At 63.0% G+C, this 12101-nt stretch carries 9 protein-coding genes and 1 pseudogene; all 10 read left to right on the top strand.

The annotated features are described in order from the left end of the window. Nucleotides 1–114: 114 nt before the first annotated feature. Nucleotides 115–561, top strand: coding sequence for an RNA polymerase-binding protein DksA (gene dksA, locus JOY50_RS27695; protein ID WP_016501618.1), 447 nt, complete (start codon nt 115–117; stop codon nt 559–561). Nucleotides 562–624: 63 nt separating this feature from the next. After that, complete coding sequence (gluQRS, locus tag JOY50_RS27690; protein ID WP_165931629.1) at nt 625–1512, top strand: tRNA glutamyl-Q(34) synthetase GluQRS; 888 nt, start codon at nt 625–627, stop codon at nt 1510–1512. Between the two features lie 244 nt (nt 1513–1756). Then, complete coding sequence (locus JOY50_RS27685; RefSeq protein ID WP_003250005.1) at nt 1757–1933, top strand: hypothetical protein; 177 nt, start codon at nt 1757–1759, stop codon at nt 1931–1933. Then, nucleotides 1917–4892 (top strand): sensor histidine kinase, encoded by a 2976-nt coding sequence (locus tag JOY50_RS27680; RefSeq protein WP_165931624.1) that lies wholly within the window; start codon nt 1917–1919, stop codon nt 4890–4892. The genes JOY50_RS27685 and JOY50_RS27680 overlap by 17 nt, the downstream gene beginning before the upstream one ends. Before the next feature lie 4 nt (nt 4893–4896). Next, the gene (locus JOY50_RS27675) at nt 4897–6339 is read left to right on the top strand and encodes a sigma-54 dependent transcriptional regulator (RefSeq protein ID WP_132844399.1); all 1443 of its coding nucleotides are present in this window, start codon (nt 4897–4899) and stop codon (nt 6337–6339) included. Between the two features lie 980 nt (nt 6340–7319). Beyond that, nucleotides 7320–8708 carry a polynucleotide adenylyltransferase PcnB gene (locus JOY50_RS27670; RefSeq protein WP_019470468.1) on the top strand — a complete coding sequence of 463 codons (1389 nt, stop codon included), beginning with the start codon at nt 7320–7322 and terminating at the stop codon, nt 8706–8708. After that, nucleotides 8705–9184, top strand: coding sequence for a 2-amino-4-hydroxy-6-hydroxymethyldihydropteridine diphosphokinase (gene folK, locus JOY50_RS27665; protein WP_132844395.1), 480 nt, complete (start codon nt 8705–8707; stop codon nt 9182–9184). Before JOY50_RS27670 ends, folK begins: the two co-directional genes overlap by 4 nt. Nucleotides 9185–9446: 262 nt before the next feature. Further along, complete coding sequence (gene panB, locus JOY50_RS27660) at nt 9447–10247, top strand: 3-methyl-2-oxobutanoate hydroxymethyltransferase (RefSeq protein ID WP_019470466.1); 801 nt, start codon at nt 9447–9449, stop codon at nt 10245–10247. Beyond that, nucleotides 10244–11107, top strand: coding sequence for a pantoate--beta-alanine ligase (gene panC / locus JOY50_RS27655; protein ID WP_132844393.1), 864 nt, complete (start codon nt 10244–10246; stop codon nt 11105–11107). Before panB ends, panC begins: the two co-directional genes overlap by 4 nt. A 177-nt stretch (nt 11108–11284) precedes the next feature. Further along, a pseudogene (locus JOY50_RS27650) lies at nt 11285–12101 on the top strand (glucose-6-phosphate isomerase); the annotation flags it as partial.

Here is a 12101-nt window from a genome sequence, read left to right as displayed (position 1 = left end):
TAGCGCACCCCCGATCTATCTGGTAAGTTCGGCGGCTCGCAGTCGCAGGGCCGGCGGTCGCCGGGGATGGAGCATCCTGCGCATTGGATCAGATGAGTGAGAGGCGGTCTATTCATGTCCACCGTAGAAAAGCAAAAAACCGGTCAAACCATGTACGGTGTCGAGCCCTATAAAGAGACCAAGGGCGAAGAGTACATGGGTGAGCCCATGAAGAAGCACTTCACCAAGCTTCTCAATGCCTGGAAAGGCGAGCTCATGCAGAGTGTGGATCGCACCGTAGACCACATGAAGGATGAAGCTGCGAACTTCCCGGACCCGGCCGACCGTGCCAGCCAGGAAGAAGAATTTGCTCTTGAGCTGCGCAACCGTGACCGCGAGCGCAAGCTGATCAAGAAAATCGACAAGACCCTGCAGAAGATCCAGGACGAAGATTACGGCTGGTGCGAATCGTGCGGCATCGAGATCGGCCTGCGCCGTCTGGAAGCCCGTCCGACCGCCGACCTGTGCTTCGACTGCAAGGAAATCGCCGAGAAAAAGGAAAAAACGGTCGGCAAAGGCTGATCTTTCTTCCACCTGAACGGGGCGCTTGATGCGCCCCGTTTCATTTATATGCCCAGCCTGACCATGACCGACTCCAGTTACATCGGGCGCTTCGCCCCTACCCCCAGCGGCTTTTTGCACTTCGGCTCGCTGGTCGCTGCCCTCGCCTCCTGGCTCGACGCCCGCGCCGTGAACGGCCGCTGGTTGCTGCGCATGGAGGACACCGACCCACCCCGGGAAATGCCCGGTGCCCGTGATGCCATCCTGCAAACCCTGGAGCGTTACGGGCTGGAATGGGATGGCGAGGTGGTGTGCCAGAGCCAGCGGCACGACGCCTATGCCGCAGTAGTCGACCGCCTGTTCAACATGGGCCTGGCCTATGCCTGTACCTGCTCGCGCAAGCAACTGGAGGGTTACAACGGCATCTACCCAGGCCTTTGCCGTAACGCCGGCCATGCCCGGGAAGGTGCGGCGATCCGCTTGCGCGTGCCAGAGCTGATCTACCGCTTTACCGACCGGGTGCAGGGCGAGTACCAGCAGCACTTGGGGCGTGAGGTGGGCGACTTCATCATCCAGCGCCGCGACGGGCTGTATGCGTACCAGCTGGCGGTGGTGCTGGACGATGCCTGGCAATGTGTTACCGACATCGTGCGTGGCGCCGACCTGCTCGACAACACCCCACGCCAGCTGTACCTGCAGGAACTGCTGGGCTTTTCGCAGCCGCGCTACCTGCATATTCCGCTGATCGTGCAGCCGGATGGGCACAAGCTGGGCAAATCGTACCGCTCGCCGCCACTGCAGGCGGAGCATGCTACACCGCTGCTGTTGCGGGCATTGCGGGCACTGGGGCAGGAAGCAGACCCCGATTTGCTGCTGGCAACGCCGGCTGAAGTGTTGGCGATAGCCCGCCAGCAGTGGCGGCCGGAGGCGATTGCGCAGCGCACCACGGTGCCTGAGGCTGATTTGCGCTGAGGCAGGCCCGGCCCTTTCGCGGGTAAACCCGCTCCCACAGGTTCTTCACAGGTTTCGAAGGCGGTGCCGTTCTGTGGGAGCGGGTTTACCCGCGAAAGGGCCAGCACAGGCAAACCAACCCTCAAAAACAAAAGCCCAATAATTTCAAAACCTTGGCTAACGCAATGGATTCCCGCTAGCATCCCCCCCGCCATTTGCGCCAATAATAAGTCCAAGCCCGCAGCGCCCAACCATCGAGGCCAGCATGTACATCTATCGTTTGGTCCTGCTTCTGGTCGTGGGGATCTACCTGTTCTCCCCGGCCATCATGGACTGGTGGATCGAACCGACCGGAGCCTGGTACCGCCCTTACCTGCTCTGGCTGATCCTGATCGTCGTCACCTTCATCCTGCAGAGCCAACGAGATGCCGATGAGCTTTAGCCTGACCCAGATGATCCTGATCAGCGCCGGGTACCTCATGGTGCTGTTTGGCGTGGCCTGGATCAGCGAACGGGGGTTGATCCCGCGTTCGATCATTCGCCACCCGCTCACCTACACCCTGTCGCTGGGCGTGTACGCCAGTGCCTGGGCCTTCTATGGCTCGGTGGGCCTGGCCTACCAATATGGCTATGGCTTCCTTGCCTGTTACCTGGGGGTGTCCGGCGCGTTCCTGCTGGCACCGGTGCTGCTCTACCCGATCCTCAAGATCACCCGCACCTACCAGCTATCATCGTTGGCCGACCTGCTGGCGTTTCGCTTCCGCAGCACCTGGGCCGGGGCACTGACCACCATCATCATGCTGATCGGCGTGTTGCCGCTGCTGGCGTTGCAGATCCAGGCGGTGGCCGACTCGATCAGCATCCTCACCGGTGAGCCGGTCAAGGCCAGGGTAGCCTTCGCCTTCTGTACGCTGATCATTCTGTTCACCATCTTCTTCGGCTCGCGGCACATCGCCACGCGCGAAAAACACGAAGGCCTGGTGTTTGCCATCGCCTTCGAGTCGGTGATCAAGTTGCTGGCCCTGGGCGGTATCGGGCTTTACGCCCTGTACGGCGTATTCGGCGGCCCGCACGAGCTGGAAGTGTGGCTACTGCAGAACCAGACCGCCCTGGCCGCGCTGCACACCCCGCTGCAGGAGGGCCCATGGCGCACCCTGCTGCTGGTGTTCTTCGCCTCGGCCATCGTCATGCCGCACATGTACCACATGGCCTTCACCGAAAACCTCAACCCGCGCTCGCTGGTCAGTGCCAGCTGGGGCCTGCCGCTGTTCCTGCTGCTGATGAGCCTGGCCGTGCCGCTGGTGCTGTGGGCTGGCCTGCGCCTGGGCGCCACTACCAACCCCGAGTACTTCACCCTGGGCCTGGGGATTGCCGCCAACAACGAAGCATTGGCACTGCTGGCCTACGTCGGCGGCTTGTCGGCCGCCAGCGGCCTGATCATCGTCACCACCCTGGCACTGTCGGGCATGGCCCTCAACCACCTGGTGCTGCCGCTGTACCAGCCCCCGGCCGAAGGCAATATCTACCGTTGGCTGAAGTGGACCCGCCGCGCGCTGATCGTCGCCATCATCACCGCCGGCTTCATGTTCTACCTGACCCAGAACAACCACCAGAGCCTGGCCAACCTGGGCATCGTCGCCTTCGTCGCCACCCTGCAGTTCCTGCCGGGCGTGCTGTCGGTGCTGTACTGGCCCACCGCCAACCGCCGCGGCTTCATCGCCGGGCTGCTGGCTGGCACCCTGGTGTGGATGGTGACCATGCTGCTGCCGCTGCTGGGCAATCTGCAGGGCTTCTACATCCCGCTGCTGGACATGATCTATGTGCTGGACGATACCAGCTGGCACATGGCGGCCATTGCCTCCCTGGCGGCCAACGTTTTGCTGTTCACCCTGATCTCGCTGTTCACCAACGCCAGCACGGAGGAAGTCAGCGCGGCCGAAGCCTGCGCCGTGGACAACGTACGCCGCCCGCAGCGCCGCGAGCTGCACGCCGCCTCGCCACAGGAGTTCGCCACCCAACTGGCCAAGCCGCTGGGCGCCAAGGCCGCACAAAAGGAAGTGGAACAGGCCCTGCGCGACCTCTACCTGCCGTTCGACGAGCGCCGCCCCTACGCCTTGCGCCGCCTGCGCGACCGCATCGAGGCCAACCTGTCCGGCCTGATGGGGCCGAGCGTGGCCCAGGACATGGTCGAAACCTTCCTGCCGTACAAGTCCGGTAACGAAAACTACGTGACCGAAGACATCCATTTCATCGAAAGCCGCCTGGAAGACTATCACTCGCGCCTGACCGGCCTGGCCGCCGAGCTCGATGCCCTGCGCCGTTACCACCGCCAGACCCTGCAAGAGCTGCCCATGGGCGTCTGCTCGCTGGCCAAGGACCAGGAAATCCTGATGTGGAACAAGGCCATGGAAGAGCTGACCGGCATTGCCGCCAAGCACGTGGTCGGCTCGCGGCTGCTCACCATCGACGAACCCTGGCGTGGCCTGCTGCAAGGCTTCATCAACCTGCCCGACGAGCACCTGCACAAGCAGCGCCTGGCACTGGACGGGCAGCCGCGCTGGCTGAACCTGCACAAGGCCGCCATCGACGAGCCGTTGGCCCCCGGTAACAGCGGCCTTGTGCTGCTGGTGGAAGACCTTACCGAAACCCAGGCCCTGGAAGACAAGCTGGTGCACTCCGAGCGCCTGGCCAGCATCGGCCGCCTGGCCGCCGGCGTGGCCCACGAAATCGGCAACCCGATTACCGGCATCGCCTGCCTGGCGCAGAACCTGCGCGAGGAACGCGAAGGCGATGGCGAAATCATCGAGCTGTCCAGCCAGATCCTCGACCAGACCAAGCGCGTGTCGCGCATCGTCCAGTCGCTGATGAGTTTTGCCCATGCCGGCGGCAGCCACCAGAACAGCGAAGAACCAGTGTGCCTGGCCGAAGTGGCGCAGGACGCCATCGGTCTGCTGGCCTTGAACCGGCGCAATTTCGAAGTACAGTTCTTCAACCTCTGCGACCCGGACCACTGGGCCGAAGGGGACCCGCAGCGCCTGGCCCAAGTGCTGATCAACCTGCTCTCCAACGCCCGCGATGCCTCGCCGCCCGGCAGCGCCGTGCGCGTGCGCAGCGAGGTCAGCGAACACACCGTCGACCTGATCGTCGAGGACGAGGGCAGCGGGATACCGAAGAACATCATGGACCGCCTGTTCGAACCCTTCTTCACCACCAAGGACCCGGGCGAGGGAACCGGACTAGGCCTCGCTCTGGTCTATTCCATCGTGGAAGAGCATTATGGGCAAATCACCATCGACAGCCCGGCCGATATCGAACGGCAACGTGGCACCCGGATCCGCGTGACCCTGCCCCGGCATGTCGTAGCGACGTCCCCTGAAATTCGAGACCGTCGAGAGAATTGAATCAATGCCGCACATTCTGATCGTCGAAGACGAAACCATCATCCGCTCGGCCTTGCGTCGCCTGCTCGAGCGGAACCAGTACCAGGTCAGCGAAGCCGGCTCGGTGCAGGAAGCCCAGGAACGCTTCAGCATTGCCACCTTCGACCTGATCGTCAGCGACCTGCGCTTGCCAGGCGCACCTGGCACCGAGCTGATCAAGCTCGGCCAGGGCACTCCGGTGCTGATCATGACCAGCTACGCCAGCCTGCGCTCGGCAGTGGACTCGATGAAAATGGGCGCGGTGGACTACATCGCCAAGCCTTTCGACCACGACGAGATGCTGCAGGCCGTGGCGCGTATCCTGCGCGACCGGCAGAACGCCCCGGCCCCCGCCCCGGCGGCCGAACCACGCGCCGCCAATGGCAAGGCCGCCCCGGCCGACAAAGGCAGCGCGGCTGCGGCCAATGGCGAAATCGGCATCATCGGCTCGTGCCCGCCGATGCAGGACATGTACAGCAAGATCCGCAAGGTGGCGCCCACTGACTCCAACGTGCTGATCCAGGGCGAGTCGGGTACCGGTAAAGAGCTGGTGGCCCGCGCCCTGCACAACTTGTCGCGCCGAGCCAAGGCACCGATGATCTCGGTGAACTGCGCAGCCATCCCCGAGACACTGATCGAGTCCGAACTGTTCGGCCACGAGAAGGGCGCGTTCACTGGCGCCAGCGCCGGGCGTGCGGGCCTGGTAGAAGCCGCCGACGGCGGCACGCTGTTCCTCGACGAAATCGGCGAACTGCCGCTGGAAGCCCAAGCCCGGCTGCTGCGCGTGCTGCAGGAAGGCGAGATTCGCCGGGTGGGTTCGGTGCAATCGCAAAAGGTCGATGTTCGCCTGATCGCCGCGACCCACCGCGACCTCAAAAACCTGGCCAAGGCCGGCCAGTTCCGCGAAGACCTTTACTATCGCCTGCACGTGATCGCCCTGAAACTGCCTGCCCTGCGCGAGCGCGGCAGCGACGTCAACGAAATCGCCAGTGCTTTCCTGGCGCGCCAGAGCGCGCGTATCGGCCGCGACGACCTGCACTTCTCGGCCGAAGCCGAGCAAGCCATTCGTCATTACAGCTGGCCGGGTAACGTGCGTGAGCTGGAAAACGCCGTGGAGCGCGCGGTGATCCTCAGCGAGAGCGCAGAAATTTCTGCCGAACTGCTGGGCATCGACATCGAGCTGAGTGACCTGGAAGAGGATGAGATCCTCAACAACGCCCTGGTGGTGGCCAGTGCTGCCAATGCCAGCCACGAGCCGACCGAGGACCTGTCGCTGGAAGACTACTTCCAGCACTTCGTGCTCGAGCACCAGGACCACATGACCGAGACCGAACTGGCACGCAAGCTTGGCGTCAGCCGCAAGTGCCTGTGGGAACGCCGCCAGCGCCTGGGCATTCCACGGCGCAAGAGCAACGCTACCAGCGAGTAATTCCAGGGTTCGCCGCAGCAAGTGCGGCGCCTGGGAGATCGAGCGCCGCCCGCGCGGCGCATCGCCGGCAAGCCAGCTCCCACATCTGTTTCGGGCCAATCAGTCCTGATCCATTGGCGCGCGGTCCCTTGTTTGTACCCTTCGATATCGCGTCGTGCTCCAAGGGGGTCGCGCGCCAATGGCACAGGTATAACTGGCCCGAAACAAATGTAGGAGCTGGCTTGCCGGCGATGCGCCGCGCGGGCGGCGCTCGATCCCACAGGCGCTGAACGGGGTGTGGCGAACACATCTGGCCCAGAAACACCCCAGGTAACACATCAGTTCCCACAAAAATCTGTTACCCAACCTTTCCGCCGTAACAGTTCCCGAGGCGTACGGTAACGAAATCGCCCCGATTTCAGCCCGCAGAATTTTGCCAAAATCGCTCAACCCCTTGATTTTACTGGGTTTTCAAAAGTTGGCACGGCACCTGCTATATGCTTAGTACAAAAACAATAACAAGCACTGCAACCTAAAATAAGAACAAGACGAAACGGCTCACGCACAATAAAAACAAGACGGCGGAGGCGCAGCTAACTGATTCTTTTGGAGAGGATGCGTGTTTGGGGCTTGCCCCACGACCAGGCAGAGAACAACAAAAACTGCACTAAAAAGCAGCGCCTGAACTGGTTGGATCGACAGATCAACGTGACATCAGCGGCCAAAGCAATCCGTTTGCTCTTAACCCCTGGATTGGGGGTCGTTCACAAGCTTCGAGATTTGTGGACAGGGCACTCAACAAAAACAAAAAGCCCAGCAAAAAAATAATAAGAGCACGCAACGACTTCTTGGGGAGCTTAGGCTCCCCTTGTCGTTTCTACCCTTCTGGCAGGCATCCTGCTACCCGCCTACACCATTCCCCGAGTAAATGCTAGAATCCCCGCCCATCATGCGGCCATTCTCCTATTCTTGGCCGAACATTCCTTCACACAGTGCATCCCATGCTGAAGAAGCTGTTCCAGTCTTTCCGCCCGCCCGTACCGGGCCCGCACCACAGGCGCACCACGCCTGAGGTGATCAACAAGAGCCAGCACTCGCTGCAGCGCCACCAGTTCAGCCGTCACGCGGTGAACATCGTGGAACGCCTGCAAAGCGCCGGCTACCAGGCTTACCTGGTCGGTGGCTGTGTCCGCGACCTGATGCTGGGCATCACGCCCAAAGACTTCGACGTCGCCACCAGCGCCACCCCCGAACAGGTCCGTGCCGAGTTCCGTAACGCGCGCATCATTGGTCGCCGCTTCAAGCTGGTTCACGTGCATTTCGGCCGTGAGATCATCGAAGTTGCTACCTTCCGTGCTCCCCACTCGGAAGACGATCAGGGCGACAGCCACCGTTCGTCGCACAATTCCAGTGGCCGCATCCTGCGTGACAACGTGTACGGCACCTTGGAAGAAGACGCGCAACGTCGCGACTTCACCATCAATGCCCTGTACTACGACCCGGTCAGCGAGCGCGTTCTCGATTACGCAAACGGTGTGCACGATGTGCGCAACCGCCTGCTGCGGCTGATCGGCGACCCGACCCACCGCTACCAGGAAGACCCTGTGCGCATGCTGCGCGCGGTGCGTTTCGCCGCCAAGCTGGACTTCGGTATCGAAAAGCACACGGTCCAGCCGATCCGCGAACTGGCCCCGCTGCTGCGCGAGATTCCACCGGCACGCCTGTTCGAGGAAAGCCTCAAGCTGTTCCTCTCCGGCCAAGGCGCCATCGCCTTCGAGATGCTGGTCGACCTGCAGCTGTTCGAGCCGTTGTTCCCGGCCAGTGCCCACGCCCTGGACGAGCGCCCGACCTACGCCCACACACTGATCAGCCAGGCCTTGCAAAACACCGACCTGCGCGTAAAGCAGGGCAAACCGGTAACCCCGGCGTTCCTGTTCGCCGCGCTGCTGTGGCCAGCCCTGCCGGCCCGTGTGCTGCACCTGCAGAACCAGGGCGTGCCGCCGATACCGGCCATGAACGGCGCGGCCCACGACCTGATTGCCGAGCAATGCGCGCGCATCGCCATCCCCAAGCGCTTCACCCTGCCGATCCGCGAGATCTGGGACATGCAGGAGCGCCTGCCACGGCGCAGCGGCAAACGCGCCGACATGCTGCTGGACAACCCACGCTTCCGTGCCGGTTACGACTTCTTGCTGCTGCGCGAAAGCGCCGGGGAAGATACCGACGATCTTGGCCAGTGGTGGACCGACTACCAGGATGCCAACGACAGCGAGCGCCGCGAGATGATTCGCGAACTGGGCAGCCGTGACGAAGGCACCGGTGCTGGCCCGCGCAAACGCAAACGCAGCGCCAGCAAACGCAAGCGCGGTGGTGACGAGGCGTCCGAGTGAAAACTCGCGCCTACGTCGGCCTTGGCAGCAACCTGGATGCACCTGCCGAACAACTGCGCAGTGCCTTGCAGGCGCTTGACCAGGTCGAGGGCACGCGCCTGGTAGCGGCTTCGGCCCTGTATACCAGCGATTCACTGCTGCCCGGCCAACCGCGTTACACCAACGCTGTCGCCGCCCTGGACACCGCATTGCCGCCACTGGCGCTGCTCGATGCGCTGCAAGCCATCGAGAACGGCCAGGGCCGCGTGCGCAAGGAACGCTGGGGCCCGCGCACGCTGGACCTGGACATCCTGCTGTTCGGTGACCAGGTACTCGACGAGCCACGCCTGAAAGTGCCGCATTACCACATGCATGCCCGGCCTTTCGTGCTGTACCCACTGGCCGAACTGGTGCCCAACGATTTCCACCTGGCAGATGGCCGCGCCCTTGCGCAATTGCTCGACGACTGCCCGTTCGTCGGCCTTGAGCGCCTGTAAACCGGGCGCTCCAGCCTTGCCCCCTGCCACGGTAACGCCAGTAACACCCTGATCGTAACAATGCGGTAACAGGGTGATTGACTTCCCCCACCTCGCTCACGACTATAGGCGTCCCGTGTGGCACCAAAGTGCCGCATACCCGTATTTAGGCCCGGACGGACCTGTGCCCGAACATCACGCGCGATGATGTGCCGCTCCGGAAGATGACTACACGCGTTGAATGCAGTCGTTTTTTACAGCGCCTGAACGAGGATTTTCCGACATGCCTGAAGTAACCCTTACCACCCTCAATGGCCTCAAGGCCAAGGGTGAAAAAATCACCATGCTGACCTGCTACGACGCGACCTTCGCCAAGGCCGCCAGCCAGGCCGGCATTGAAGTGTTGCTGGTGGGCGACTCGCTGGGGATGGTCCTGCAGGGCCACGACAGCACCCTGCCGGTGACCACGGCGGACATGGCCTACCACACCGCCAGTGTCAAACGCGGCAATGACGGCGCGCTGATCCTTGCCGACCTGCCCTTCATGGCACACGCCACCCCGGAGCAAGCCTTTGCCAACAGCGCCACGCTGATGCAAGCCGGCGCGCACATGGTCAAGATCGAAGGCGCTGCGTGGCTGGCCGAAACCATCCGTCTGCTGGCTGAGCGCGGCGTGCCGGTGTGCGCGCACATGGGGCTGACGCCGCAGACTGTCAACGTGCTGGGCGGCTACAAGGTGCAAGGCCGCCAGGAAGCCCAGGCCCGGCAGATGCGCGCCGACGCCATCGCCCTCGAACAGGCCGGTGCGGCCATGCTGCTGCTCGAATGCGTGCCCAGCGAACTGGCGGCAGAAATCACCAATGCCGTGGGCATTCCGGTGATCGGCATAGGCGCCGGCAGCGCCACCGATGGCCAGGTGCTGGTACTGCACGACATGCTCGGCCTGTCGCTGACCGGCCGGGTGCCGAAGTTCGTGAAAAACTTCATGCAAGGCCAGCCTGATATCCACAGCGCCCTCGTCGCTTACGTCGAGGCGGTCAAGCAAGTCAGCTTCCCAGGTAGCGAACACGGGTTCAGTGCATGAATACAGTCAAGACCGTCCGCGAGTTGCGCGCCGCCGTCGCCCGCGCTCGCGGTGAAGGCAAGCGCATCGGCTTCGTGCCGACCATGGGCAACCTGCACAGCGGCCACGCGGCCCTGGTGACCAAGGCTGCGCAGCGCGCCGATTTCGTGGTGGCCAGCATCTTCGTCAACCCGCTGCAGTTCGGCGCCAACGAAGACCTCGACAAGTACCCGCGCACCCTGGCCGCAGACCAGGAGCGCCTGCTGCAGGCCGGCTGCAACCTGCTGTTCGCGCCCACTGTGGAAGAGATGTACCCCGACGGCATGAGCGTGCAAACCCGCGTCAGCGTGCCCCACCTTTCCGAAGGCCTGTGCGGCGCCAGCCGGCCGGGGCATTTCGAAGGTGTGGCCACCGTGGTCAGCAAGCTGTTCAACATGGTCCAGCCCGACCTTGCGGTGTTCGGTGAAAAAGACTTCCAGCAACTGGCGGTGATCCGCGCCATGGTGCGCGACCTGAACATGCCGGTGCAGATCATTGGCGAGCCCACAGTGCGTGCCGAAGATGGCCTGGCGCTGTCGTCGCGCAATGGCTACCTCACGCCGGAGCAGCGTGTGACTGCGCCGGTGTTGTACCGTACGTTGCAGCACATTGCAGCGGCCATCGGCCGTGGCCAACGGGATTTTGCCGCGCTGGTCGATGATGGGCAGGCGCAGTTGAGTGCAGCGGGGTTGCGCACGGATTATCTGGAAGTGCGCCATGCCGTGAGCCTGCGCCCGGCCGTTATCGATGACCGGGACCTGGTGGTGATTGCGGCGGCTTACCTGGGTAACACGCGGTTGATCGACAACCTTTACCTGCATGTGGAAGAAAAAACTGCGTAACAGTAAGGGGCTGCTTTGCAGCCCATTCGCGGGCATGCCCGCTCCCACAGGCGCCCCCAAAATCACCTTGCCATACCCATTCCCAGTGCGTGGCCTTTGCCTATAATGATGCCAGCCTGAACCCGGCAATGACTGCCGTGTCCAAGGCATCACCACGCACCAAGGGAACCCCGCGCAATGGCGTATTACCGTACTCCCCACGATGTGACGGCCCTGCCCGCCTGGCAGGCGCTTCAGCAACACCGCGACGCCATGCAAGGCTTCAGCATGCGCGAAGCCTTCGCCGCCGATGCCCAACGCTTCGACCAGTTCTCCCTGAGCTGCTGCGGCCTGTTCCTCGACTACTCGAAAAACCTGATCACCGAACAAAGCCGCGACCTGCTGGTGAACCTGGCCAACGAAGTGGGCCTGCAGGACGCCATCAAGTCGATGTTCAACGGCGAAATCATCAACGCCTCCGAAGGCCGCCCGGTGCTGCACACCGCCCTGCGCCGGCCGGTGGGCGACAAGCTCAGCGTCAACGGCGTGAACGTCATGCCGGAAGTGCACAAGGTACTCAACCAGATCACCGAACTGGTCGGCCGCATCCACGACGGCCTGTGGCGCGGTTACAGCGAAAAGCCGATCACCGACGTGGTCAACATCGGCATCGGTGGTTCGTTCCTTGGCCCCGAGCTGGTTTCCGAGGCGCTGCTGCCCTACGCCCAGCGCGGTGTACGCTGCCACTACCTGGCGAACATCGACGGCAGTGAGTTCCACGAGCTTTCAGCCAACCTGCGCGCCGAAACCACCCTGTTCATCGTCTCGTCGAAGTCGTTCAACACCCTCGAGACCCTGAAAAACGCCATGGCCGCGCGCACCTGGTACCTGGCCCAGGGCGGCTCGGAAGCCGAGCTGTACCGCCATTTCATCGCGGTTTCCAGCAACAAGGCCGCCGCCGTGGCCTTCGGCATTCGCGAAGAAAACATCTTCCCCATGTGGGACTGGGTGGGCG

This window comes from Pseudomonas sp. BP01, from assembly GCF_022760795.1.
GTDB classification, from domain to species: Bacteria; Pseudomonadota; Gammaproteobacteria; order Pseudomonadales; family Pseudomonadaceae; genus Aquipseudomonas; species Aquipseudomonas putida_Q.
The sequence above is the reverse complement of the archived record's forward strand: the minus strand, read 5'-3'. Positions and strand labels throughout refer to the sequence as shown.

Bases quoted from the DNA above. Each gene is read 5' to 3' on its own strand.
- dksA (WP_016501618.1), top strand. From the start codon at position 115: ATGTCCACCGTAGAAAAGCAAAAAACCGGTCAAACCATGTACGGTGTC.
- gluQRS (WP_165931629.1), top strand. From the start codon at position 625: ATGACCGACTCCAGTTACATCGGGCGCTTCGCCCCTACCCCCAGCGGC.
- JOY50_RS27685 (WP_003250005.1), top strand. From the start codon at position 1,757: ATGTACATCTATCGTTTGGTCCTGCTTCTGGTCGTGGGGATCTACCTG.
- JOY50_RS27680 (WP_165931624.1), top strand. From the start codon at position 1,917: ATGCCGATGAGCTTTAGCCTGACCCAGATGATCCTGATCAGCGCCGGG.
- JOY50_RS27675 (WP_132844399.1), top strand. From the start codon at position 4,897: ATGCCGCACATTCTGATCGTCGAAGACGAAACCATCATCCGCTCGGCC.
- JOY50_RS27670 (WP_019470468.1), top strand. From the start codon at position 7,320: ATGCTGAAGAAGCTGTTCCAGTCTTTCCGCCCGCCCGTACCGGGCCCG.
- panB (WP_019470466.1), top strand. From the start codon at position 9,447: ATGCCTGAAGTAACCCTTACCACCCTCAATGGCCTCAAGGCCAAGGGT.
- panC (WP_132844393.1), top strand. From the start codon at position 10,244: ATGAATACAGTCAAGACCGTCCGCGAGTTGCGCGCCGCCGTCGCCCGC.